This window comes from Variovorax sp. Varisp46, assembly GCF_059491885.1.
This window is the reverse complement of sequence record NZ_CP168515.1, coordinates 2,263,012-2,287,877: the sequence shown is the minus strand read 5'-3', so window position 1 is coordinate 2,287,877 and position 24,866 is coordinate 2,263,012. Positions and strand designations below refer to the sequence as shown.

The 24,866-nt window shown below is 65.4% G+C and carries 22 protein-coding genes and 1 tRNA gene; 9 read left to right on the top strand and 14 right to left on the bottom strand.

Annotated features, from left to right (window positions below):
- The first annotated feature begins 17 nt into the window (after positions 1–17).
- From ACEN9N_RS10785 to ACEN9N_RS10755, 7 genes are all read left to right on the top strand, one after another.
- The gene (locus ACEN9N_RS10785) at positions 18–857 is read left to right on the top strand and encodes a tRNA threonylcarbamoyladenosine dehydratase (protein WP_495656372.1); all 840 of its coding nucleotides are present in this window, start codon (positions 18–20) and stop codon (positions 855–857) included.
- A gap of 48 nt (positions 858–905) precedes the next feature.
- Positions 906–981, top strand: a tRNA-Lys gene (locus ACEN9N_RS10780).
- A 391-nt stretch (positions 982–1,372) separates the two neighbouring features.
- The gene (locus tag ACEN9N_RS10775; RefSeq protein WP_495656051.1) at positions 1,373–1,813 is read left to right on the top strand and encodes a hypothetical protein; all 441 of its coding nucleotides are present in this window, start codon (positions 1,373–1,375) and stop codon (positions 1,811–1,813) included.
- A 181-nt stretch (positions 1,814–1,994) separates the two neighbouring features.
- Positions 1,995–3,017 (top strand): transglutaminase family protein, encoded by a 1,023-nt coding sequence (locus ACEN9N_RS10770; RefSeq protein ID WP_495656050.1) that lies wholly within the window; start codon positions 1,995–1,997, stop codon positions 3,015–3,017.
- 32 nt (positions 3,018–3,049) lie between these two features.
- On the top strand, positions 3,050–3,622 hold the full coding sequence (locus tag ACEN9N_RS10765) for a hypothetical protein (protein ID WP_495656049.1): 573 nt from the start codon (positions 3,050–3,052) through the stop codon (positions 3,620–3,622).
- Complete coding sequence (locus tag ACEN9N_RS10760; protein WP_495656048.1) at positions 3,619–3,861, top strand: hypothetical protein; 243 nt, start codon at positions 3,619–3,621, stop codon at positions 3,859–3,861. Before ACEN9N_RS10765 ends, ACEN9N_RS10760 begins: the two co-directional genes overlap by 4 nt.
- Before the next feature lie 659 nt (positions 3,862–4,520).
- Entirely contained in the window at positions 4,521–4,712 is a 192-nt protein-coding gene (locus ACEN9N_RS10755) for a hypothetical protein (RefSeq protein WP_495656047.1), read from the top strand.
- A gap of 44 nt (positions 4,713–4,756) precedes the next feature.
- On the opposite strand, the gene ACEN9N_RS10750 is transcribed toward ACEN9N_RS10755, so the two are convergent.
- Positions 4,757–5,473 carry a helix-turn-helix domain-containing protein gene (locus ACEN9N_RS10750; RefSeq protein ID WP_007832324.1) on the bottom strand — a complete coding sequence of 239 codons (717 nt, stop codon included), beginning with the start codon at positions 5,471–5,473 and terminating at the stop codon, positions 4,757–4,759.
- 68 nt (positions 5,474–5,541) lie between these two features.
- On the opposite strand from ACEN9N_RS10750, the gene ACEN9N_RS10745 reads away from it, so the two are divergent.
- Positions 5,542–5,775, top strand: coding sequence for a helix-turn-helix domain-containing protein (locus ACEN9N_RS10745; protein WP_413311658.1), 234 nt, complete (start codon positions 5,542–5,544; stop codon positions 5,773–5,775).
- A gap of 187 nt (positions 5,776–5,962) precedes the next feature.
- Here the strand turns inward: ACEN9N_RS10745 and ACEN9N_RS10740 are convergent, their stop codons facing one another.
- From ACEN9N_RS10740 to ACEN9N_RS10695, 10 genes are all read right to left on the bottom strand, one after another.
- Positions 5,963–6,466, bottom strand: coding sequence for a hypothetical protein (locus tag ACEN9N_RS10740; RefSeq protein ID WP_007832320.1), 504 nt, complete (start codon positions 6,464–6,466; stop codon positions 5,963–5,965).
- A gap of 28 nt (positions 6,467–6,494) precedes the next feature.
- Positions 6,495–8,489 (bottom strand): ABC-F family ATP-binding cassette domain-containing protein, encoded by a 1,995-nt coding sequence (locus tag ACEN9N_RS10735; RefSeq protein WP_495656046.1) that lies wholly within the window; start codon positions 8,487–8,489, stop codon positions 6,495–6,497.
- A gap of 126 nt (positions 8,490–8,615) precedes the next feature.
- The gene (prmB, locus tag ACEN9N_RS10730; protein WP_495656045.1) at positions 8,616–9,503 is read right to left on the bottom strand and encodes a 50S ribosomal protein L3 N(5)-glutamine methyltransferase; all 888 of its coding nucleotides are present in this window, start codon (positions 9,501–9,503) and stop codon (positions 8,616–8,618) included.
- Positions 9,500–10,678, bottom strand: a complete 1,179-nt coding sequence (gene dapE, locus ACEN9N_RS10725; protein ID WP_413311665.1) for a succinyl-diaminopimelate desuccinylase — start codon at positions 10,676–10,678, stop codon at positions 9,500–9,502. Before dapE ends, prmB begins: the two co-directional genes overlap by 4 nt.
- Positions 10,679–10,694: 16 nt before the next feature.
- Positions 10,695–11,843, bottom strand: a complete 1,149-nt coding sequence (locus tag ACEN9N_RS10720; protein ID WP_495656044.1) for a PilT/PilU family type 4a pilus ATPase — start codon at positions 11,841–11,843, stop codon at positions 10,695–10,697.
- A gap of 63 nt (positions 11,844–11,906) precedes the next feature.
- Positions 11,907–12,731 carry a 2,3,4,5-tetrahydropyridine-2,6-dicarboxylate N-succinyltransferase gene (gene dapD / locus ACEN9N_RS10715; RefSeq protein ID WP_495656043.1) on the bottom strand — a complete coding sequence of 275 codons (825 nt, stop codon included), beginning with the start codon at positions 12,729–12,731 and terminating at the stop codon, positions 11,907–11,909.
- Between the two features lie 40 nt (positions 12,732–12,771).
- On the bottom strand, positions 12,772–14,001 hold the full coding sequence (gene dapC, locus ACEN9N_RS10710; RefSeq protein WP_495656042.1) for a succinyldiaminopimelate transaminase: 1,230 nt from the start codon (positions 13,999–14,001) through the stop codon (positions 12,772–12,774).
- A 71-nt stretch (positions 14,002–14,072) separates the two neighbouring features.
- A complete protein-coding gene (locus tag ACEN9N_RS10705) occupies positions 14,073–14,714 on the bottom strand; it encodes a LysE family translocator (RefSeq protein ID WP_413311670.1) in 642 nt (213 codons plus the stop codon).
- A 36-nt stretch (positions 14,715–14,750) separates the two neighbouring features.
- Positions 14,751–16,097, bottom strand: a complete 1,347-nt coding sequence (gene argA / locus ACEN9N_RS10700; RefSeq protein WP_007832305.1) for an amino-acid N-acetyltransferase — start codon at positions 16,095–16,097, stop codon at positions 14,751–14,753.
- A 49-nt stretch (positions 16,098–16,146) separates the two neighbouring features.
- On the bottom strand, positions 16,147–18,132 hold the full coding sequence (locus ACEN9N_RS10695) for an AAA family ATPase (RefSeq protein ID WP_495656041.1): 1,986 nt from the start codon (positions 18,130–18,132) through the stop codon (positions 16,147–16,149).
- A 444-nt stretch (positions 18,133–18,576) separates the two neighbouring features.
- Here ACEN9N_RS10695 and hrpA point away from each other — a divergent pair, with 444 nt between their 5' ends.
- On the top strand, positions 18,577–22,356 hold the full coding sequence (gene hrpA / locus ACEN9N_RS10690; RefSeq protein WP_495656371.1) for an ATP-dependent RNA helicase HrpA: 3,780 nt from the start codon (positions 18,577–18,579) through the stop codon (positions 22,354–22,356).
- A gap of 60 nt (positions 22,357–22,416) precedes the next feature.
- Here hrpA and ACEN9N_RS10685 read toward each other — a convergent pair whose 3' ends face one another.
- The 3 genes from ACEN9N_RS10685 to ACEN9N_RS10675 form a co-directional block, all read right to left on the bottom strand.
- On the bottom strand, positions 22,417–22,575 hold the full coding sequence (locus tag ACEN9N_RS10685; RefSeq protein WP_082572211.1) for a DUF3309 family protein: 159 nt from the start codon (positions 22,573–22,575) through the stop codon (positions 22,417–22,419).
- Between the two features lie 155 nt (positions 22,576–22,730).
- The gene (locus tag ACEN9N_RS10680; RefSeq protein WP_495656040.1) at positions 22,731–23,903 is read right to left on the bottom strand and encodes a pyridoxal phosphate-dependent aminotransferase; all 1,173 of its coding nucleotides are present in this window, start codon (positions 23,901–23,903) and stop codon (positions 22,731–22,733) included.
- Positions 23,900–24,841, bottom strand: coding sequence for a CysB family HTH-type transcriptional regulator (locus tag ACEN9N_RS10675; protein WP_007832298.1), 942 nt, complete (start codon positions 24,839–24,841; stop codon positions 23,900–23,902). The genes ACEN9N_RS10680 and ACEN9N_RS10675 overlap by 4 nt, the downstream gene beginning before the upstream one ends.
- Between the last annotated feature and the right edge of the window lie 25 nt (positions 24,842–24,866).

Genomic DNA, 24,866 nt, shown 5'->3' with positions numbered 1-24,866 from the left:
GCTTGAGTGCCATCGTCATCGACGCTTTCGCCACTCCTCCCACTGCCGCGGATGTCCTCACCGACACCGCGGCGCCCGATCTTGCGCGCCGCTTCGGCGGGCTCGAGCGGCTGTACGGCGTTGCCGGTGCCGCGCGCATCCGCAACGCGCATGTGCTGGTCGTCGGCATCGGCGGCGTGGGTTCATGGGCGGTCGAGGCGCTGGCGCGCAGCGGGGTGGGGCGGCTGACGATGATCGACCTCGACCACGTGTCGGAGTCGAACATCAACCGCCAGATCCATGCGCTCGATGCCACCGTGGGACAGGCCAAGGTCGAAGCCATGCGCGACCGCATCGCGCAGATCAACCCCGGATGCAAGGTGCAGGCGATCGACGATTTCGTCGAGCCCGGCAACTGGACATCGCTGCTCGATGCGGCGCAGGCCGCGAACGGGCCGGCAACGGCCGTCATCGATGCCTGCGACCAGGTGAAGGCCAAGGTGGCCATGGCCGCGTGGGCGCGTGCATCTTCTTCATCGCGCGCTGCGTTCGTCACGGTGGGCGCGGCGGGCGGCAAGCGGCAGGCGCACAAGGTCGACATCGACGACCTGTCGCTCGTCACGCACGACCCCTTGCTGGCGCAATTGCGCCAGCGCCTGCGCAAGGAACACGGCGCGCCGCGCGAAGGCCGCAAGATCGGCATTGCCTGCGTCTTCAGCCGCGAAAGCGTGGCGCCGCCCGACGCGTCATGCGCCATCGAAGGCGACGGCTCGCTCAACTGCCATGGCTACGGATCGGTGGTCAGCGTCACTGCGACCTTCGGTCAATGTGCAGCGGGTTGGGTTCTCGACCAAATCGCCTCGAACGTCACGCTATAATCTTAGGCTTTGCCGGATTCGATACCGGCTAGAAGAAAAAATGGTTCCGGGACGTTAGCTCAGTTGGTAGAGCAGCGGACTTTTAATCCGTTGGTCACTGGTTCGAATCCAGTACGTCCTACCACCAACATTGAATCGGTCGAAACCCAGCATCTATGCGGGTTCCGGCCGTTTTTTTTTGTCCTTTCGGATGGCGCGGGCAGTGCAGGCATCGGCGCCGAATTTGTCATTTCAGTGCAATTTCAGTGCACTGGACATTGTGGGCTTCATCGATCGACCAGAGGACCACCACTTGGCAAGCATTCAAAAGACCCGCGAGGGCAACTACAAGATCCAGATCCGGCGCAAAGGCTGGCCAGCCTGATTCGGCACGGCCGACACGTCAGTGGAAGCGCATCGCATCGCACGGGCGATCGAAGCGGACACCGTACCTCCTTTGCCAGCTGCTTATTCTCGCCCCTCTGGACTCCGAAGAAGACCAGGCCTGGTATCAGGAACTGCAGGAGCTGGGGGCCGTGCTGCTGGCACCCCCGCCGCCAGCGTCGACGCCTTCCGAACTGGCGCGCGCCTGGCGAGCGATGGTTAAGGGAGGTTCTGAATTGCGCAAATCTGCTGCGGCGCACGCCGCGCAGATCGATGCACTTCAAGGCCCAAGGCGTTTCGACAAATTGAATGAGCAGCTGGTGCCAAGCGGGATGCAGAGCGCGCTGAGCGAGCTCAAGGTCGGAGACGCGCTCATGGCGTCCCCCTTGGCAGTGGTTTACACAATGTGCGATGACGAGGAAGGCAATGCTCGGGCGATTCAGCCAGCCGCAGACCACATGTCCGCATCGTTGAATCTTGCTGAGTACGCCGTTGCGACCCACCGGCCACGGCCTGGCCGCCGCGGCCAAGCGCAGGGCAATGAAGCCGGCGCCGGCGTGCATCTCGCTCACTCGCTTCGGGTCTGGCGTTGACGATATTCGGTGCAGTTTCTGCGCACTCACCAAGGTCTGGGCTCGGCCATGCTCCGCGTGGCACGTATTCGTGCTGTCGATGGCGTAGGGACGTGACAGGGCCAGCATTTCTCTTGAAACCAAATTTTTGACAGAAGCGTCCGTTACGGCCGGGTAAAGTAACCAGATGCATGTTCTGTCTGTGACGCAGTTCTTTGGGAGGCTGTTTTTGTGCTCGGCGCTGGCGACGCTGTCGTCGGCGGCTGTTGCGCAGCGCACGACACAGGCCTACGGGACGCACTACAAGACGCTTCAAGCGATTCTTGAGCAGCCCGAGTCGCAGATGGATCTGGCAGTCATCAAGGTGACCGTCGACCAAATGATCGAGCCAGCGACCGACAAGGCCGGATTGCTCAAGCAACTCGATGCGATGGTCTCGGAGGTCAAGGCGTCTTTTCCAATCAGCGCTAGCAACTTGGACAAGTTCAAGACCCTACGCGATTACCTGTACCGGCCGCCGTTGACCAGCGGTCGGCAGCCCTTCCTGTACAACCTTGCAGATGATCTCAACCCAAAAGCTAAGCTGCTTTCCGTCTATCTGGGCACCCGCAAGGGCAACTGCGTCTCCATGCCCTTGCTGTTCGTCATCCTCGGTCAGAAGCTCGGAATCCCCGTCACGATCACTACAGCGCCCCAGCATCTTTATGTGAAGTTCCGTGGCGACAACGGACTTTGGTTTGGCGTGGAAGCTACCAACGGCGGCGGCTGGGCTGAAGACCCATGGCAACAGAAGCAGTTTCCAACGCTTACGCCTCAGGCCATCGCAAGTGGCATCTACATGCAGCCGCTCACCAAGAAGGAAACCGCAGCCGTCATCATCGATTCACTGCTGGGCGACTATGAGGCCCACAAGAGCACCGAAGCTGACGAAGCGCGCATCAGGCTGGCCATGCTCGCACTTGAATACTACCCAAAAAACATTGATGCCATGGTCCATGCCTATCTTGGATACAAAGCTTTGAGGCAACGACTGTTTATCGACAAGTACCCGCAACCGTCTGACATACCCGTGAGCCTGCGGCCTCGGTTCGAGCAGTTGGACAACGGTTGGCAGTATTGGGGGAATAAGGCAAAAGCGCTGGGCTTCCAAGCCCCGCCCCCCGCCACAGAGGCCGCGTATCGCGAAAGAATCGAACGCGCTAGGGCTGGCGGCAGCGGCCGATAGAGGGCAAGATTGACAATAAGGAGGACTGAATCGTGAGCTACTGGGCAAAGAAACTGGGCATCGCTGTCTCGCTATTGATTGGCCTGCTGAATGGCGCCCATGCCGTCTATGCAGATGGCAATCCTGCGAACTATGTAGACCCAACTGGTCTTGATGTGGCAGTGATCACGGGCGGTCGACGCGAAGCCACCAATCCTTTTGGTCATACCGCGCTTGGTGTCACTGGGGCGGGTGTCTATAGCTACGGCAATAACACCCCGCTAGGCAGCTCTCCATTGAGCTACCTTGAGTCACAAAGTCAGTTCCGTGATCAGCAGGTGACTATCATCCCGCGCACGCCGGAGCAAGATAGGGCCGCCCTGGACAACTTGTCGCGCAATGGCTGTAGGAACTGTGTTGGGCTGCTCGATAACTGCGCAGTCAGAACGGACACTGCATTGCGTGCCAGCGGCGTGAACACGAACATGTCTCCCTTCCCTGGTGGCGTGGCGCGTGATGCAATGCGAGCACCCGGAGCCACCGATTACTACATTCCCAAGGGTGGTCCGATTCCTCCCGGAGTCGTTGATGCACTGAGGCCCTTCAATCCGCCGAATGTGCCATGACAAAAAAGCCGCAAAACGTTTACAGGTGGACGGTCGTTGTTTGGCTTGTGTGCATGGCGGGGCATTTGATTTGGTCGGTGCTACAGCAACGCAACCAGCCGCCAACGGATGAGGTTTATACACAGGCGCTGTCTTTCCAGATTGCCAGCTTCGCCTTTACCAGTCTGCCCTATTGGCTTGGAGCCTTGCTTGTCGTCCTCGTCATTGAGTTTGCGACCTTTGGTCGTAAGGCACGTTGACAGAACGACGCTCGCAGCAGAGTCACACTGCCGGACGCCCGTTCTCAGCAAAGCGATTCATCTTCGGCATGGATTGATTCCTTGTCGCAGCGCGAAAGCGCCCCACGCATGGCCCCTTGTGGAGACATGCATTGATGCTTTCAGCGGCGGAGGGCGCACCTGCCGCTGGAACTGATGACTGGGCCATGTCCAAGAAATGCGAATGGATCTGGCGCGCTCGCTGGCGAGCCGTTCGATGCGGCCTAGGTTTTCGTTGAACACCCCCGCGGAGCCGTCCCCGGTCGGGCGCCTGGTTGGCCGCTGCTTTCAACTTGGCTGAGCATGTGGTTGCTGTCCACTGGTCAGTCTAGGCAGTAAGAGTGTGCCAAGCGCGAGAGCGAAACGAGACCGACGTGGGCTGCGGCGAACTCGCACAGGCAAGGCGGATCTCCGGTGCAATTCCAGTGCATTCAAAAGTGCAATCGGTTCAACCGTCGTGCACAAAGGTCAACAGCAATCAACGAGGATTTGCCTTTTAAATCAAGGCCTTACATAATCAACAGCGATCGACGAAGGTTGCTCATTCGAGCGCTTATTTTGCTTGCGAACGCCTTTTAATCCGTTGGTCACTGGTTCGAATCCAGTACGTCCTACCAGAACCCTTCTCCTCTGAAAACACGTTGATCAAGGCCGCCTTCCAGCGGCTTTTTTCATTTGCGGCGTTCAAAGTTGCCCGGCGAGGTAACGCGAAGCGCGCGCACCTGGAACAACAAAAAAACAGCCCGCACGAAGGCGGGCTGGAAGGTGACCTGCTGGAGGAGGGAGGATCAGAGAATGCAGGCCACAGGGAGAGCCATGACTATCGCCTGTGAACCTGCATGGAAGCTGACCTTGATGGAATCTCGTTTCAACGGCCTCAGTCTTCGTCTTCCCATTTGCCGATGACGGTGCCGAGCACTGTGAAGGCTTGGCGCACCGGCTCGTGCGTCGGGTTCAACGGCAGCAGCCAGCGGCGCCCGTCGTCTTCCTTGAACACCTTGAAGGTGATCTCGCCGCTGTCGTCGAGTTTCGCGATGATGCGTTCGCCGTCATCGGGTGTCTTCAGTTGTGTGTCGACAAACACGATCGACTCCGCCGGATAGCTCTTCAGATGGCCGCTGGGCGCGGTCATGCTGTCGCCGCGCACGCGCAGCGCATAGGTATGAAGGCTGTGATGGGCGATGCAGGGGATCCAGCGCTCGGCGCTGGGCTGCTGCGAAACTTCGAGGCTGTCCCAGTTGGCGGCATCCGCCCACGCGATGAGCGGCACGGTACCGGGAGTGCGGGGATTGAACGAGGGGATCGACGGCGGAGTGCGCGTCACGCGATAGGGGCCAGGCGGTTCGTTGGCCTTGTCGCGGGCCTGGCGGATCTGGTCTTCGTCCCATGGAGCCGGCCCGTCGCCGGTGTCCAGCCAGTTGGGGTCGACACGGTAGGCGCGCGCCAGCGCGAGCACGCTCATCGACCGGCTGGTGTCTCCCCGCTCGATCTTGGAAATGCTGGACTGCTTGACGCCGGAAGCTGCCTCTGCCTGCTTCTGCGTCATCTTGGCGAATTTGCGCGCGGCCAAGGCGCGTGTGGCAATGGTCTCCATCGAGCGGGATTTAAGCTCAGATGAATATTCTTCCTGGACTTTAGAATATGAGAAAAAGGGAGAAAACCATGAAGCCACGCGAATTGGTCCTGGCGCTGAGGGCCATGGGGCTCACGCAGAAGCAGATCGAGCAGAGAACAGGCATTCCGCAGCCGACGATCAGCAAGATCGGCCTGGGACGGGTGAGCGACGTGATGTCGCGCCACTACATTGCGCTGCTGGCTGCCTACGAGCAGCAGGTACGGGAAGAGGCGCTCAAATCCGCTCCGCGGGCCTTGCGCCAACCGTCGGCCGATGAGTAAACCGTGCTCAGACGATGCCTGTCGGGCCTTTGGCTGGATCGCCTGCTGTGCGCGCTGCTGGCGCTGCTGTCCCTTGTGGGGCTGATCGTCGGGCTGATGGCGGCGCGCCCCGCCGTCGCGGGAGCCGGTTGCTTCGGACTGGTGTGTGCAGGCTGGGCGGCGCAGGTGCTGTTCGACCGCGAGTCGCTCAGGCGTTCGCGTGCGGTTCGGGCGGCGCGAGAGCGAGGGTCGTGCTGACGCGCACACAGTCCTTGATGTGCTGCTCGCCGAGCGCGCGCAGTGCCGCATAGCCGAGCGCGGCCGACACGATCTGCCCGGCGATGGGCACGTACTTGGTGGCCTGCTTGGCGGTAAGGCGCACGCCCGCGTGCCTGGCCAGCCGGATCAGCAGGTCGCGCGTGACGAGCCGGCCGACCAGCAGGGCGCCGACGGTGGTCGCCGCCTTCTGGATGCGCTCGCGCTGGTGCGGCGCGAGCTTTTCGACCTGAGTGACCGAGAGACCAAACTCGGCACTGATCTGCGGCACCAGCCGCGAGAGCAGGGCGGCGTCGGCCATCCAATCGATGCCGGGCAGGGGCACGGCGCTGGCGGCAGCGGCCATCAGGGCCTTGCGGGTGATGAGCCGGCGGCTGCGGTGCACGGCGGCGACGAGTTTCTCGTCACCCCGGGCCAGGTCGATGGCGGATGGCATCCGGTGATTCCCCTTGCCTGGTTCCAGGTCAGGCCGCCAGGGCTTCGAGCTGGTCCGACAGGGCCAGCCAGCGCTCTTCGAGGCGGCCGATTTCATCGTTGAGCGCCTTCAGCCGCTTGCCCGCTTCGGCAATCTCCGCAGGAGGCAGCGGCTGCGCCAGGCGCGCTTCGAGCGCGGTGCGTTCGGTGCCGGCGGCGGCCATGCGCTCGTCGATCTGCGCGATCTCGCGCTTGATCGGCTTGGCTTGGTCGCTGCGCTGCTGGCGCTCCTGGGCGTCCTGCTTGCGTTGCTGCGCAGCGGCGGGCGCCGCCACCGGTGCGGCTGCTGCGGCAGCAGCGGCGATGCTGACGGCTTCGCGCGTCGCCATCTTCGCTTCTTCGCGCAGGCGCTTGGCCTCGTCGAGCAGGTAGCGCTGGTAGTCGTCGAGGTCGCCGTCGAAGTCGCCGACCACGCCGCGGCCCACCAGCCAGAACTCGTCGCACACCGAACGCAGCAACGCACGGTCGTGGCTCACGAGCATCAGCGTGCCTTCGAACTCGTTGAGCGCCACGGCCAGGGCCTCGCGGGTGGCCAGGTCCAGGTGGTTGGTAGGCTCGTCGAGCAGCAGCAGGTTGGGGCGCTGCCACACCATCATCGCGAGCACGAGGCGGGCCTTTTCGCCGCCGCTCATGGTGCCCACGGGCTGCTTGACCATGTCGCCGCTGAAGTTGAAGCTGCCGAGGAAGCCGCGCAGGGCCTGCTCGCCGGTGGCCTCCTTGACGCTGCTGCCGAGCTCGCGCGCCATGCGCACCATGTGCTCGAGCGGGGTGTCCTGCGGGCGCAGCACGTCGAGTTCCTGCTGCGCGAAGTAGCCGATGTTGAGGCCCTTGCCTTCGGTGACCTGGCCGGCCAGCGCGCCCATTTCGCGCGCAATGGTCTTCACCAGCGTCGACTTGCCCTGGCCGTTGGCGCCCAGGATGCCGATGCGCTGGCCCGCCAGCACCGAACGGCTCACGCCGCGAAGGATGGTCTTGGGCGCTTCGTTCTCGATCTCGTACCCGAAGCTCGCGTTGCTGATCGACAGCATCGGATTGGGGATGTTGCCCGGCTCCTTGAACTCGAAGGTGAAGTCGGCCTCGGCCAGGAGCGGCGCCACCTTTTCCATGCGCTCCAGCGCCTTGACGCGGCTTTGCGCCTGCTTGGCCTTGCTGGCCTTGGCCTTGAAGCGGTCGATGAACTTCTGCAGGTGGGCGATCTTGTCCTGCTGCTTGCTGAAGGCCACTTGCTGCTGCTCCATCTGCAGCGCGCGCATGTCCTCGAACTTGCTGTAGTTACCGCCGTAGCGCGTGAGCTGGGCGTTGGCGATGTGCAGGGTGACGTCGGTCACGGCGTCGAGAAACTCGCGGTCGTGGCTGATGACGATCATGGTGCCCGGGTACTTCTGCAGCCAGGCTTCGAGCCAGACGAGGGCGTCCAGGTCCAGGTGGTTGGTCGGTTCGTCGAGCAGCAGCAGGTCGCTCGGGCACATCAGGGCGCGGGCCAGCTGCAGGCGCATGCGCCAGCCGCCCGAGAAGCTGTTGACGGGCTCGTCGAGCTCGTGCGACTTGAAGCCCAGGCCCAGGATGAGCGCCTGCGCGCGCGGCACGGCGTCGTGCTCGCCTGCGTCGGCCAGGTCGGTGTAGGCGTGGGCCAGCTCCATGCCGATGTCGGGGTCGTCGGGGTTCGCGGTGTAGGCGGCCTCGATGGCGGCCAGCGACTCGCGCAGCTCGGTCAGGCGGGTGTCGCCGCCCACCACGAAGTCGGTGGCCGACTCCTCGGTCTCGGGCATGTTCTGCGCCACCTGGGCCATGCGCCAGTGTTTGGGCACCGAGAAGTCGCCGCCGTCTTCGTGCAGCGTGCCGTTGAGCAGGGCGAACAGGGTCGACTTGCCGGCGCCGTTGCGCCCCACCAGGCCGACCTTCTCGCCGGGGTTGAGGGTGACGGTGGCGCCGTCGAGCAGAACCTTGGCGCTGCGGCGAAGAATGACGTTTTTGAGAGTGATCATGAAAATGGGCCTAGGCCGGGATTATCCCGGGTGGGCTGAAGGGGGCCGCGAATGCGGGTTACCGGACGCAGAGGACGCGAAGATTTCGCAGAGAGCGCAAAAGGAAAACCAAAAAACGGTTTTGTATTACTTCTGCGTCCGGAAGTCCGATTTCAGCAGCGCCTCCCGTGTGACCAGCAAGACCTGGTCCTCGCCCGCCGAGGTTTCGAGCCAGACGACCTCGAGCTGCGGAAAGGCGGCCTCGAAGTAGTCGCGCTCGTTGCCGATTTCCAGCACCAGCACGGCGCGCTCGCTCATGCAGGAAGGCGCGTCGGCGAACAGCTGGCGCACGAAATCCATGCCGTCGGTGCCGCCGGCCAGTGCGAGCTCGGGCTCGGCACGGTATTCGGCGGGCAGGGCGGCCATGCTGGCGCTGTTCACGTAGGGTGGGTTGCACAGCACGAGGTCGTACGGGCCGGGCGTGTTCGCCAGGCCGTCCGATTCGATGAGCGTGACGCGCGCGTCCAACTCGTGGCGGGTGACGTTGATGGCCGCCACTTCGAGGGCCTCGGCCGACAGGTCGGCCGCATCCACGGTCACGTCCGGATAGGTCAGCGCCGCGAGCACCGCGAGGCTGCCATTGCCAGTGCACAGGTCGAGCACGCGCCACGTGTGCTCGCCGAGCCAGTAGTCGATGGAACCGTCGGCGATCAGCTCGGCGATGAAGCTGCGCGGCACGATGGCGCGCTCGTCCACGTAGAAGGGCACGCCCTGCAGCCACGCCTCTTTCGTGAGGTAGGCGGCGGGCTTGCGCGTGGCGATGCGTTCTTCGATCAGCGCGGCGACCTTGCCGGCTTCTGCGGGTGACACGGGCGTGTCGGCGACGCTGTCGAGGTCGTCCAGCGGCAGCTTCAGGCGCCACAGCACGAGCCAGGCGGCTTCGTCGAAGGCGTTGGCGGTACCGTGGCCAAAAGCCACGCCGGCTTCCTCGAGCCGCTTGGCGCCCGACTCGATCAGCTCGATGACGGTGCTCATGCCGCGAGTGCAGCATCGAGCTGCTTCAGCGTGCGCAGGTAGATGTTCTTCAGCGTCTCGATCTCGGCCACGTCGATGTGCTCGTCGATCTTGTGGATGCTGGCGTTCACCGGGCCGAGTTCGACTACCTGCCTGCAGATCTTGGCGATGAAGCGCGCGTCGCTGGTGCCGCCGCTCGTCGACAGCTCGGTTTCGATGCCGGTCTCTGCGCGGATCGCGCCCTGCACGGCCGCGACCAGTTCGCCGGGCGTCGTCAGGAAGGGCAGTCCGCCGACGGTCCAGGCCAGCGTGTAGTCGATGCCGTGCGCGTCGAGCACGGCGTGCACGCGCTGCTGCAGCGATTCGGGCGTCGATTCGGTCGAGAAACGGAAGTTGAAGTCGATCACTGCGCTGCCCGGAATCACGTTGCTTGCGCCGGTGCCCGAATGGAAATTGCTGATCTGCCAGCTGGTGGGCTGGAAGTAGGGGTTGCTCGCGGTGTCCCAGCCGCCCGCGGTGTTGATGGCCACCAGTTCGGCCAGCGCGGGCGCCACCGAATGCACGGGGTTCTTCGCCAGGTGCGGGTAGGCGATGTGGCCCTGCACACCCTTGACGGTGAGCTTGCCGCTCATGGTGCCGCGGCGGCCGTTCTTGATCATGTCGCCGCAGCGCTCCACCGCCGTGGGCTCGCCGACGATGCAGTAGTCGATGACTTCGCCGCGCGCGGCCAGCGCGTTGCAGACGATGACGGTGCCGTCGACGCCGGGGCCTTCCTCATCGCTGGTGAGCAGCAACGCGAGCGTGAGCTGCGGGTCGGGCACGGCCTGCAGGAATTCCTCGATCGAGGTCACGAAGGCGGCCACCGAGGTCTTCATGTCGCAGGCGCCACGGCCGTAGAGCTTGCCGTCGCGATGCGTGGGGGTGAAAGGGTGGCTGGTCCATTGCTCGACAGGGCCGGTGGGCACCACATCGGTGTGGCCGGCGAACACCAGCGTTTTGGTCGCAGCCGCGTTGGTGGGACGGCGCACCGCCCAGAGGTTGGTCACCCGAAAGTCGGCCGGGCCGCTCTCGATGGTTTCCAGGGTGAAGCCCAGTGGCGCCAGCCGCTCGCCGAGGATCTGTTGGCAGCCCGCATCGTCGGGGGTGACGGAGGGGCGCGAGATGAGTTGTTCGGCGAGCTGGAGCGTACGGGACATCGGGAAAAGGCTTGGTTCAAAACTTCACGTCGAGCGTGATGTCGGTGAAGGTGGGTTCGTCGACCTGGTCAGTCAGATTGCGGTCATCCACCTGCTGCTTGGGCGCGGCGCGGTTCTGCAGGCGCCACATCAGGTTGGTGGGCGAATCGGCGTGCGACAGGCCTTCCTCGCGGGTCACGCGCTCTTCGATGATGAGGCGGGCGATGTCTTCCTCGAAGGTCTGCGAGCCTTCGGCCATCGACTTTTCCATGGCTTCCTTGACGCCCGAGAAGTCGCCCTTTTCGATCAGCTCGGCCACCAGCGCGGTGTTGAGCATGACTTCGAGCGCCGGCACGCGGCCGCCGGTCGGCGTGCGCAGCAGGCGCTGCGAAACGATGGCGCGCAGCGCGCCACCCAGGTCGCCCAGGAGCGTGGGCCGAACTTCGACCGGGAAGAAGCTCAGGATGCGGTTCAGCGCGCGGTAGCTGTTGTTGGCGTGCAGCGTGGCCACGCACAGGTGGCCCGACTGCGCGTAGGCGATGGCGGCGGTCATGGTGTCGCGGTCGCGGATTTCGCCGATCTGGATCACGTCGGGCGCCTGGCGCAGCGCGTTCTTCAGCGCCATCTGCAGCGAGGTGGTGTCGCTGCCCACGTCGCGCTGGTTCACCACCGATTTCTTGTTGGTGTAGGTGAACTCGATGGGTTCCTCCACCGTCAGGATGTGGCCGCTGGCGTGCTCGTTGCGGTAGTCGAGCATCGAGGCCAGCGTGGTGGTCTTGCCGGCGCCGGTGGCGCCCACCATCAGGATCAGCCCGCGCTTGTCCATGATGAGCGTTTTGAGGATGTCGGGCAGGTTCAGGTCGGCAAAGCTCGGAATCGTCGAGGCGATGTGCCGCACCACCACCGCGTAGGTGCCACGCTGGCGCATGGCGCTGATGCGGTAGTTGCCGGCGCCTTCGAGAGCGACGGCCATGTTGAGTTCGCCCGTGCTTTCCAGCTCCTGGATGCGGGCGGGAGGCACCACCTCGGACAGCAGCGCGAGCGGCGCGGTGGCCGGCAGCACTTGCGCGTTGATCGGCACGCAGATGCCGTTGATGCGGATCAGCACCGGGGAGTGGGCCGAGAGGTAGATGTCGGAGGCCTTGCGCTCGGCCATCAAACGAAGAATCCGCTCCATCATGTTCATCGGTCTCTCTCCTCGGGTGCTGTTGTTTTCTCTAAGGGGAAAAGGGATTGGTCCTGGGACCGTTCAGTCGCGCAGCAGGTCGTTCAGCGAGGTCGTGGAACGCGTCTTGGCGTCGACCTTCTTCACGATGATGGCGGCGTACATGCTGTAGCGGCCGTTGTCCTTGGGCAGGCTGCCGGCCACGACGACCGAGCCCGCGGGCACGCGGCCGAAGTGGGTTTCGCCGGTGGCGCGGTCGTAGATCGGGGTGCTCTGGCCGATGAACACGCCCATCGACAGCACCGAGTTTTCTTCGACCACCACGCCTTCGACCACTTCGGAGCGCGCGCCGATGAAGCAGTTGTCTTCGATGATGGTGGGGCCGGCCTGCAGCGGCTCGAGCACGCCGCCGATGCCGACGCCGCCCGACAGGTGCACGTTGGCGCCGATCTGCGCGCACGAACCCACGGTGGCCCAGGTGTCGACCATGGTGCCTTCGCCCACGTAGGCGCCGATGTTCACGTACGAGGGCATCAGGATCGCGCCCTTGGCGATGTAGCTGCCGCGGCGGGCCACGGCCGGGGGCACGATGCGAACGCCCGACTCTTTCAGCTCGTTGGCCGACAGGTGCGAGAACTTGGTCGGCACCTTGTCGTAGAAGCCGAGCGAACCGGCCTGCATCTGCTCGTTGTCCTTCAGGCGGAACGACAGCAGCACGGCCTTCTTGATCCACTGGTGCACGGTCCACTTGCCGACGCTTTCACGGGTGGCCACGCGCAGCTTGCCGTTGTTGAGTTCGGTGATGACGTGCTCGACGGCCTCGCGCACTTCGGCCGACGAGGCGGAGGGCGAGATGTTGGCGCGGTCTTCCCACGCGGCGTCGATGATTTGTTGCAGTTGCTGGGTCATGAAGAAGGTCTCGGGTGAAAAATGGGAGCGGGAAAGCGGATCAGCGGCGGGCGTCCGTGCCCTCGTTGCAGAAGCGGACGATGCGTCCGGCGGCCTCGACGCACTCGGCCGTTCCGGCCACCAGCGCCATGCGGATGCGGCCCCGGCCGGGGTTGGAGCTGTGCGCCCCGTATGTCGTATGGCGCGCCAGATAGCTGCCCGGCAAAACCGTCACATTGTATTGAGCGTAGAGCGCGCGGGCGAAGGCTTCGTCGTCGCCAGCCCACACTTCGGGCACGCCGGCCCAGAGGTAGAAACTGGCGTCGGGCAGACGCACGTCGAGCACGGGTTCGAGCAGCGGCGTGACGGCAGCGAACTTGGCGCGGTACTGCGCGCGGTTATCGACCACATGGGACTCGTCACCCCAGGCCGCGATGCTGGCCGCGGCCACGGTGCCGCTCATGGCGCTGCCGTGGTAGGTGCGGTAGAGCAAGAACTTCTTGATGATGGACGCGTCGCCCGCCACGAAGCCGCTGCGCAGGCCGGGCACGTTGCTGCGCTTGGACAGCGAGGTCAGCGCGATCAGGTTCCTGAAGTCGGGCCGGCCGAGCTTCACCGAGGCTTCGAGGCCGCTGAGCGGGGGCTCGTCGCGGAAGTAGATTTCGCTGTAGCACTCGTCGGCGGCGATCACGAAGCCGTGGCGGTCGGACAGTGCGAAGAGTTTCTTCCACTCGTCCAGCGACATCACGGCGCCCGTCGGGTTGCCCGGCGAGCAGACAAACACCAGTTGCGTACGGGCCCAGACGTCATCGGGCACGCTGTCCCAGTCGACCGCGAAATTGCGCGCGGGCACGCTGGCCACGTAGTACGGCTCGGCGCCCGAGAGCAGGGCCGCGCCCTCGTAGATCTGATAGAACGGGTTGGGCGACATCACCACCGGCTGCGGCGAGGCGGTCGGGTCGACCACGGTCTGGGCCAGCGAGAACAGCGCCTCGCGCGAGCCGTTGACGGGCAGCACCTGCGTGGCCGGGTCGAGGGCGAGGCTGTAGCGGGTTTTCAGCCAGTCGGTGAAGGCGGTGCGCAGCGCCAGGTCGCCGGCGGTGGCGGGGTAGGCGGCCAGCGCGCCGAGGCTCGCGCTCAAGGCGTCCTTGATGAAGCCCGGCGTGGCGTGCTTGGGTTCGCCGATGCCCAGGCTGATGGCGGAAAACTCGGGGTTGGGCGTGACGCCCGCGAACAGTTGCTTCAGCCGCTCGAAGGGATAGGGTTGCAACCGGGAAAGCAGGGGATTCATGCCCGGGATTATCGGTGACAGCTGTTACCGCTCCTGGCGAAGCGGCTACTGGCCGGCGACAGGTGTCGTCGTCAGGCCGCGCCGCGCCGGTAGAAGGCGAGCGAGCCGGCCAGCGCCAGCAGCATGCCGCCGCAGGCGCGGTCGATCCAGCGCGTGGCCGATACGGTCAGCAGCCGGATCGCGCGGGCGCCGACGAAGGCGTAGGCCAGCATCACCGCCATGTCCAGGCCCGCGAAGATCAGGGCGATGACGAAGTATTGCGGCGCCTGCGCGGCCGAGGGATCGATGAACTGCGGCAACAGCGCCGAGCAGAAGATGTAGCCCTTGGGGTTGGTCACCGCCACGAGGAAGGACTTGAAGAAGATGCGCTTGCTCTCGCCCGCCGTGGTCGACGGCGCGCCGTCGGCGGCAGGCAGATGGAAGCCGCCGCCCCTGGAGCGCAGCATGCGCAGGCCGAGATACGCCAGGTACACCGCGCCGACCCACTTCAGCATCGAGAACCAGAACTCGGACGCGGCCAGCAGCGCGCCAAGGCCGAGGGCCACGGCGCCGACCAGCACGAAGTCCGACAGCACCGCGCCGAGCATGCCCGGCAAGGCTCGCCGTACGCCGTGGCGCGAGCCGTTGCTGAGCGCCAGCAGGACGGTAGGACCGGGCGTGGCGATGGCGGCGAAGGCCACGATGGCGAAGAGCAGGGCTGTGGCGAGCGTCATTGGGGCAGTCTCCTTCTCGGGGATTTCAGCAGTCGGTCAGATCTTCTTGACCAGCACCTGGCTCTTGCGGTCCCAGTTGTACTTGCGCTTGCGCGCCTCGGGCAGCCAGTCGGGGTTGACCTGCTGGAAGCCGCGCTTGAGGAACCAGTGCATGGTGCGCGTGGTGAGCACGAAGATGCTGTCCAGGCCCATCGCCTTGGCGCGGTGTTCGACACGCTTGAGGATGCGTTCGCCGTCGCCCTGCGACTGCGATTGAGGCGACACCGTGAGCGCGGCCATCTCGGCGGTGCGCGCCTCGGGGTATGGGTAGAGTGCCGCGCAGCCGAAGATCACGCCGTCGTGCTCGATCACCGTATAGTGGCCCACGTCGCGCTCGATCTCGGTGCGGTCGCGCTTCACGAGCGTGCCGTCGCGCTCGAAGGGCTCGATCAGCTGGAGGATGCCGCCGATATCGTCCACCGAGGCTTCGCGCAGGCTCTCGAGCTTTTCGTCGATCACCATCGTGCCGACGCCATCGTGCACGTACACCTCGAGCAGCAGCGAGCCGTCGAGCGCGAAGGGCAGGATGTGGTTGCGCTCCACGCCGGCCTTGCAGGCCTTCACGCAGTGCTGCAGGTAGAAAGCCGTGTCAGTCGGCTTCTGCGGCGGTGGCAGCGAGGCGAGCAGTTTTTCCGCGGCATCCAGCGGCAGCTCGGTGTCGATCGGGTTGTCCTCGCTCTCGGGCAACTCGCTGTCGATGCGGATGCCCGGGATCTCGGTCAGGAAGATCAGCTTGTCGGCCTGGATCGAGATGGCGACGCTGGTGGCCACCTCTTCCATCGTCAGGTTGAAGGCCTCGCCCGTGGGCGAGAAGCCGAAGGGCGACATCAGCACCATCGCACCGAAATCGAGCGTGCGGCGGATGCCGGCCGAGTCGACCTTGCGCACCAGGCCCGAATGCTTGAAGTCCACCCCGTCGACAACGCCAACGGGTCGCGCGGTGATGAAGTTGCCCGAGATCACCCGCACCGTCGAGCCCGCCATCGGCGTGTTCGGCAGGCCCTGGCTGAAGGCGGCCTCGATCTCGTAGCGCAGCTGTCCCGCGGCTTCCTGCGCGGAGTCGAGCGCCACCTCGTCGGTGATGCGGATGCCGTGCGAGTACTTAGCTTCGTGGCCCTTGGCTGCGAGCTGCTCGTTGACCTGCGGACGGAAGCCGTGCACCAGCACGATCTTCACGCCCATGCTCTGGATCAGGGCCAGGTCCTGCGCGATGTTCTGCAGCTTGCCCGCCGCGATCGCCTCGCCCGCCAGGGCGACCACGAAAGTCTTGCCGCGGTGCGTGTGGATATAGGGCGCGACCGAGCGGAACCAGGGCACGAAGGTGAAGTTGAAAACGGTGGACATGGGGCGTGATTGTGCATTCATGGAGCGTCGTTTGCCTGACTCGGGCGATTCAGGCGATCGCCCGCAGCACGCGGGCCGCGCTGGCGGGGACGGCTGCCGCGGCGGCCTCTGGTTGCGCCGGGGGCAGCAGGTCGGCATGGCGGGCGCGGAAGCTCGCCAGCAGCGCCGCATAGGCGTCGGTCGGCTCTCCGGTGCGAGCGGTTGGCAGGCCGAGCATTGCCGCCAGTTCGGCCGGCGCGATGGAACCCTCGCGCATCAGCGCGTCGACCACCGCCACCAGCGCCGGCGTGTGCGCGTCGAGCAGCGCGAGGGCGCGCGCATGCTCCTGCGCGAGCAGGGCCTCGATCTCGGGGTTGGTGGCATCGACGTCGGTATTGCGGTTGTCCTCCGGGTCGTTCGCCACGTCGGTGCGGCTCAGGCGCGTGCCGAAGGCGAAGTGGCGCACGTACTGTGCCGCGCAGGCGGTAGCCTGCATGAAGTCCTGCACGGCGCCGGAGGTGCAGGCCTGCTCGCCGAACACCAGCTGCTCGGCGGCACGGCCCGCGAGGCTCACGCAGATGCGGTCGCGCAGGTTCTCCTTCGACCAGGCCTTGCGCTGCTCGTAGCTGTTGTAGCCGCCCTCGAACGAGGCCACGTTGATCTTGATCTCCTGCGGCGCGCGGCCGAACAGCAGGCCGTAGGCCACGCCGTGGCCGGCCTCGTGCACGGCGAGCAGGGCGCGGAAGTCCTCGCTCGAACGCTGCTTGAGGCGGTTCAGCTCCAGCGACACCGGGAACTGGCGGCGCACCTTGCGGTACTTGGCCTGGATGCAGGAGGCGCCCGCATCCAGCGTGAGCCACACCGGCTCGCCGCCGTCGGCGCCTTGCTCCAGCGCCCACAGCGCGGCATTGACCAGCGTGGCGCTCAGGATCGCGTGGATCGAAGAGAACAGCGGGCGCGTGCCCTGCGCCGGGAACACGGCGTTGAGGTAGATCTGCTCGTACACGCTCGCGTCGAGCACGAAGCGCACGCCGGAGCTCTCCTGGATCTCGCCCACGTAGCGGTCGCAGATCGACAGGATCAGGCGCACGTAGGTCGCACGGTTGAACGACGGGTAGATCACGTGGTTGTTGCCCAGGCGCGCGATCTGCTCGGGGCGGAAACGCTCGGCCAGCGCCTTCTTCACGTCGATGACGGAGAGCTTCTTCGTCAGTGTGTGGAAGATGTCGGCGTCGGTGTCGCAGTCCTCGACGCGGCGGGCCGTCTCGGCGTACATCTCGTCGAGATTGCCCGAGACGAACACCAGCAGCTTGCTGTAGTCGGTCTCCCAGTCTTGCTGCGCGTCGCGGAAGGCGCGCAGGCGCGCGTGCACCTCGGCGGGCTTCCAGGCCATGATCTGCAGCAGGGTCTCGGAGAGCTTCAGGCAGCGCTTCACTTCGCGCGCCTCCCAGGGCGAGAGGTGCAGCTTGCGCTTCTTGTCGTCCTTCTTCCTGTCGGCCGGGCCGTCGCGGTCCTGCACGTACTCGGCCTGCGCGAGCGACGATTCGATCTCGCCCAGCATCGACAGCGCGGGCGGCAGGCGGCCGTCGGACAGCAGCGCCCACACATCCTGGTAGCGCTCGACCTTGGCCTCGTTGCCGTTGCCATCGACGGTGCGGAAGCGCTGGAACTCGTCGAGCACCAGGATGCCGGGCGTGCTTTCGGCAATGCCCGATTCGGCCAGCATGGCCGAGATGGAGCCGCGGCTGTGATAGCCCGAGCCGTGGCTGAAGCCGTCCATCTGCACTTCGATGAAGCGGTCGTAGAAGCCCAGGTGCTGGGCCAGGCGGCGCACGAGCTGTGTCTTGCCGGTGCCGGTCAAGCCCCAGAGGCAGATGACCACGGGGCGGCTGATGAGCTGCGGCAGCACGTACCAGGCGCGCAGCGAATCGATCACGCGGTCGATGATGTCATCGATGCCGAAGAGTTCGGCCTTCAGCGCCTCGGCGACGGTCTGCAGATGGCGCGTGCGTTCGGACAGCTCGGCGTGCAGGCGGGAATGGATGTCTTTGGACATGGTGTTTTTCTTTTTTATCGAACAGGTACGGAAAAGCGGCCGCTCCTTCGCACGAAGGAGTCGGCAGTCAGACGCTGTGGGAGCGGTTGCGGCGCTTCTGTGCTCGAAGCGCGCGGGAGCGCGGCTTCAGGCCGGGCGAGGCAACTTGGCCCGTCCATGCGCGGTGGGCGCACGGCTTGCGCAGCGACGGCGCAAGGTGGTGGGGGCAAGGCAGGACATGGACGCGATCGTAGCGAGAGGGTATGGTCGAGTAAAGACTATTTACACGACGTGTTGCCATGGAGTGGCGCACTGTGGGTGCCCTGCAACAACCGCCGTGCGCACCGATAATCGACGGTTTGCCCGCCGCGCCAGCCCGACGACTGCCTTCCCTTGACGACCACGACACCTCTTCGCATCGAATTTCCCGAATCGCTCCCTGTCTCGGGCAGGCGCGACGAAATCATGGCCGCCATCTCGGCGCACCAGGTCGTTATCGTCTGCGGCGAAACGGGCTCGGGCAAGACCACGCAGCTGCCCAAGATCGCGTTGGCGCTGGGTCGAGGCAAGCTCAACGCCGAGCCAGGCAAGGGCCGGCTCATCGGCCACACGCAGCCGCGCCGCATTGCTGCGAGCTCGGTCGCCAAGCGCATCGCCGAAGAGTTGAAGACGCCGCTGGGCGACGTGGTCGGCTTCAAGGTGCGCTTTCAGGACCGGTTGAGCCGCGACGCCTCGGTCAAGCTGATGACCGACGGCATCCTGCTGGCCGAGACGCAGACCGACCCGCTGCTGAAGGCCTACGACACGCTGATCATCGACGAGGCCCACGAGCGCTCGCTGAACATCGACTTCCTGCTGGGCTACCTGCGCGAGATTCTTCCGCGCCGGCCCGACCTGAAGGTGATCGTCACCTCGGCCACCATCGATGCCGACCGCTTCGCGCAGCACTTCGCGTCCAGGAACGGGCCGGCGCCGATCATTTATGTCTCCGGCCGTACTTTCCCGGTGGAGCAGCGCTACCGCCCGTTCGAGGAGTCGCGCGAGCACGACCTGAACGATGCGATCGCCGATGGTGTCGACGAACTCTGGCGCGACCCGCACAACGCCGGCGACATCCTCGTTTTCCTGCCCGGCGAGCGCGAGATCCGTGAAGCGGCCGACCACCTGCGCCGCCACCTGAGCCACCAGCCGCTGCTGCGCAACGCCGAGGTGCTGCCGCTGTTCGCGCGCCTGTCGGGTCCCGAGCAGGACCGCATATTCGACGGCCACACGGGCCGGCGCATCGTGCTGGCCACCAACGTGGCCGAGACCTCGCTCACCGTGCCGGGCATCCGCTACGTGATCGACACCGGCACGGCGCGCGTCAAGCGCTACAGCTTCCGCAGCAAGGTTGAGCAGTTGCTGGTCGAGCCGATCAGCCAGGCCGCGGCCAACCAGCGAGCGGGCCGGTGCGGGCGGGTGGCGAACGGCATCTGCATCCGGCTCTACGACGAAAAGGATTTCGAAGGCAGGGCGCGCTTCACCGATCCGGAAATCCTGCGTTCCTCGCTCGCGGGCGTGATCCTGCGAATGAAGTCGCTGCGGCTGGGCGACGTGGCGCGCTTTCCGTTCCTCGAGGCACCATCGCCGCGCGCGATTGCCGATGGCTACCAACTGCTCAACGAACTCGGCGCGGTCGACGACGCCAACGAACTGACGCAAACCGGTGCCGAGCTGTCGCGGCTGCCGCTCGACCCGCGCGTCGGCCGGATGATCCTGGAAGCCCGATCGCGCGGCGCGCTCGAAGAAGTCCTGGTCATCGCCTCGGCCCTCAGCGTGCAGGACGTGCGCGACCGCCCGATGGACGCACAGCAGCAGGCCGACCAGGCGCATTCGAAATTCGACGACGAGAAGAGCGAGTTCAGCGGCTACCTGCGGTTGTGGAAGTGGATCGCCGACGCGCGCGGCGGCCACGGAGACACGCACAAGCTCAGCAACCGCCAGTACGAGCAGCTGCTGCGCCAGAACTTCATCAACATCCGCCGTGTGCGCGAGTGGCGCGACATCCACTCGCAGCTGCTCACAGTCGTGACCGAGCACAAGTGGCGCCTCAACGCCGAGCCCGCTGGCTATGAGCCGCTGCACCTGTCGATGCTCGCGGGCCTGCTCGGCAACATTGGCTGGAAGCTCGAAGATGACGAGGCGTATCTCGGCGCGCGCGGCATCAAGTTCTACAAGCACCCGGGTGCGCATCTGAAGAAGAAGCCCGGCCGCTGGATCGTTGCGGCCGAACTGGTCGAGACCACGCGGCTCTTCGGGCGCGGCATCGCCAACATCGAGCCACAGTGGCTCGAACAGGTGGCGGGGCATCTGCTGAAGAAGCAATTGCTCGACCCGCACTGGGAGAAGAAGGGCGCGCAGGTGTCGGCGCTGGAGCGCGCGACGTTGTACGGGCTTGTCGTATACAGCGGGCGGCGCGTCGACTTCACCAAGGTCGATCCGGTCGCGGCGCGCGAAATCTTCATCCGCGAGGCGTTGGTCGGTGGGCAATGGGAGAGCAAGTTCCCGTTCCTCACGGCCAACCGCAAGCTGGTGCGCGAGGTCGAAGGGCTGGAGCACAAGTCGCGCCGGCAGGACGTGCTGGTCGACGACGAACTGATCTTCGCCTTCTACGACGCGCAGTTGCCCGCCGACGTGGCCAGCGGCATCACCTTCGAGAACTGGTACCGCCATGCCTCGAAGGAGCAGCCACGTCTCTTGTTCCTGACGCGCGATGAACTGATGCGCCACCAGGCGGCTGGCATCACGACGCAGTCTTTTCCGGCCACGCTGCGGCTGGGCGGCGTCGATTGTGCTGCGACCTACCTGCACGAGCCCGGCGACGCGAAGGACGGCCTCACCGTCAGCGTGCCGCTGTTCGTGCTCAACCAGGTGAGCGAGGAACGCTGCGAGTGGCTGGTGACGGGCATGCTCAAGGACAAGATCCAGGCGCTGCTCAAGAGCCTGCCGCAGCGCCCGCGCTCGCGGCTGGTGCCGCTGCCCGAGTCGGCTTCGAAGCTGGCGGAAGAACTATCGGCGCCCGAGCTGTTCGGCACGGGCTCGCTGACCGACGTGCTGCTCAAGCGCGTGCGCGACATGACCAGCATCGACGTGAAGCGCGCCGACTTCAAGCTCGACATGCTGCCGCCGCACCTGTTCATGAACCTGCGCGTGATCGACGAGCACGGGCGGCAGCTGGGCATGGGGCGCAACCTTGGTGCGCTGAAGGCCGAACTCGGTGCGCAGGCGCGCGGCGCGTTCCAGGCGCTCGCGGGGCTGAATGTGAAGGCGTCGCCGGAGAAGAAGACGGCGACGGACGAAGGCTCGAAGGCGCCCGCGAAGGCGGCCGACGCGCCCCCACCCGCCGCGCTACCCGCCGGCCAGCGCTACACGGGCTGGACTTTCGGCGAGCTGCCCGAACTGATGGAAGTGCGCCGCGGCTCGCAATCGCTGATCGGTTTTCCGGCGCTGCGCGACGAGGGGGACGCCGTGACCATCGAGGTGTTCGACGAGCCTGCCGTGGCGGCCGCCAAGCACCGGGCCGGCCTGCGCCGCCTGTTCGCACTGCAGCTGAAGGATGCACTCAAGTACCTCGAGAAGAACATCCCCGATCTGCAGAAGATGTCGGTCGCGTTCATGCCGCTCGGCACCTCCGAGGAGTTGCGCACGCAGATCATCGATGTGGCGATCGACCGCGCCTTCCTTCAGGAGCCGCTGCCGACCGACGAGTTCGCGTTCAAGCGCCGGCTGGAAGAGGGGCGCGGCCGCCTCACGCTGATTGCGAACGAGGTGGGCCGGCTGGCGTCGGCCATCCTCGTCGAATACGCGGCGGCCGCGCGCAAGATCAAGGACACGAAGATCCAGCCCGATGCCGTGCAGGATGCCGCGCAGCAGCTGCAGCGTCTCGTCGGCAAGCGTTTCATCGCCGATGCACCGTGGACGCAGTTGCAGCACTTCGCGCGCTACCTCAAGGCCATCGTGCTGCGGCTCGACAAGCTGCGCGCGGACCCCGCGCGCGACGCCGCGAAGCTCGCCGAGCTCAAGCCTCAGGAGCAGCGCTACTGGCGCCTGGTGGCGGAGCGCAAGGGCGTGGTGGATGAGCGCATGCTCGAATTCCGCTGGCTGCTCGAGGAGCTTCGCGTGAGCTTCTTCGCACAGGAGTTGCGCACGCCGCAGCCGGTGAGCGTGAAGCGGCTCGACAAGGCGTGGGCTCAGCTGCAGGCATGAAAAAGCCCGCCGAAAGGGGCGGGCTCTTCGCCGAAGGCGGCACAAGGTGCCGCCGCCCGGTCATATGCGCCCCATGAGCACGAGGATGACAACGATCACAAGCACGAGGCCGAGGCCACCGCTGGGCCCGTAGCCCCAGGACCGGCTATAGCCCCAGCTTGGAAGCGCGCCGATCAGCAGCAGGATCAGGACGATCAGCAGAATGAACGAGAGGGACATGGTTTGCTCCTGGGACGTTGTTTCAACGAACCCCGATGCTGGTCATCCTCGCGGTGGCGCGGCGCCGGAGAGCCACCCCTTCGGTGGTCAGGACAGTCCTACCGCGCGCGTCGGCGTTTTGCCCGGTGTATCTGCAAGCGACGGAAGGGGCGTCCTCAGAGCCTGGCGAGCCGCTCCAGCGCGGCGAGCAGCGTCTCGTCTTTCTTGGCGAAGCAGAAGCGCACCACGCGCTGGTCGAAGCCGTTGCCATAGAAGGCCGACAGCGGGATTGCCGCCACGCCGATCTCGCGCGTGAGCCACAGGCAGAACTCGGCTTCGGACAGGTCGCTCACCGCCGAGATGTCGACGCACTGGAAATAGCTGCCTTCGCTGCGCAGCAGCTTGAAGCGCGTCTTCTCGGCCAGGCCGGCGGCGAACAGGTCGCGCTTGCGCTGGTAGAAGGCAGGCAGCTCGAGGTACGGCTTCGGCTCGGCCATGTACTGCGCGAGCGCGTGCTGCATCGGCGTGTTCACGGTGAACACGTTGAACTGATGCACCTTGCGGAACTCGGCCATCAGCGGAGCCGGCGCAGCCACGAAGCCGACCTTCCAGCCGGTGACGTGGTAGGTCTTGCCGAAGCTGCTGACGATGAAGCTGCGCGCGGCCAGGCCCGGGAAGCGCGCCACGCTTTCGTGGCGCGCGCCGTCGTAGACCATGTGCTCGTAGACCTCGTCGCTGATTACGAACACGTCGGTCGGCGCGAGCAGTTCCTCGAGCTGGCGCATCTCGGCGGCGGTCCAGATCGTGGCGCTCGGGTTGTGCGGCGTGTTGATGATGATGGCGCGCGTGCGCGGCGTGAGCGCGGCGGCGATCTTGTCGAAGTCGGGGCGGAAGGTGCCGGGCACGAGCGGCACGCGCACCACGCTGCCGCCGGCCAGATCGATGTTGGGCACGTAGCTGTCGTAGCAGGGCTCGAGCACGATCACCTCGTCGCCCGGGCGCACCACGGCGAGGATGGCCGTGATGATGGCCTGCGTGGCGCCGGCGGTGACGGTGATCTCGGTGGCCGCGCTGTAGCCGTGGCCGTACAGCGCCGAGATCTTCGCGGCGATGGCGTCGCGCAGCGCCGGAATGCCGGGCATCGGCGGGTACTGGTTGTGGCCCGCGGCCATGGCGGCCGTCACGTCTTCGAGCAGCTTCGGATCGCAGTTGAAATCCGGAAAGCCCTGGCCGAGGTTGACCGCATTCTTCTCGGCGGCCAGCGCCGACATCACGGTGAAGATGGTGGTGCCTACAGCCGGCAGCTTGGTGGCGATGTCGGGCGTGCGTGGGGATTGAGCTGTGCTCATAGTTCGTAGTCTTGTTGATGGCCGCTCAGGGCCTTGGCGATCAGGTTGCGGTCGAGGCGGTCGGACAGCAGTTCGGCGAACTTGAAGACGAAGTTGCGCAGGTAGGCGCTGCGCTTGAACGCGACCCGCGCGATATTCTGGCCGAACACGTGGCCCATCGGGCGCACCACGAGGTCGGCGTTCGATTCGTCGCGCACGGCCATCTCGGCCACGATGCCCACGCCCAGCCCGAGGCGCACGTAGGTCTTGATCACGTCGGAGTCGATGGCTTCGAGCGCGATGCGCGGCGTGAGCTTCTTCTGCGCGAACGCATGGTCGATGCGCGTGCGTCCGGTGAACGACGGGTGATACGTGATGATCGGCTCGCTCGCCAGGTCTTCGAGCGAGATGCGCTCCTTGGCGGCCAGTGGATGGTCCTTGGGCAGCACCAGCACGTGCTGCCATTCATAGCAGGGCAGCGTCACGAGCTCGGCGTAGCCGTCGAGCGATTCGGTGGCGATGCCGATCTCGGCGATCTCGTCGATCACCATGCGCGCCACCTGGTCGGGCGAGCCCTGGTGCAGGCTCACGTTGACCTTGGGGTACGCCTCGCGCAGATTGGCCACGGGCACCGGCAGTACGTAGCGCGCCTGGGTGTGGGTGGTGGCGATGGAGAGGGTGCCGCTGTCCTGCGCGCTGAACTGTTCGCCGATGCGCTTGAGGTTGCCCACCTCGCGCATGATGAGTTCGATGCTGGCGATGACGTGCTGGCCCGGCTCGGTCACGCGCTTCAGTCGTTTGCCATGGCGCGCGAAGATTTCAACGCCCAGTTCTTCCTCGAGCTCGATGATGGCCTTGGAAACGCCGGGCTGCGAGGTGTGGAGCGCCTTGGCCGCCTCCGTGAGATTCAGGTTGCGCCGCACGGCTTCCTGAACAAACTTGAACTGGTGCAGATTCATATCAAATTCCGTCTTATTACGGAAT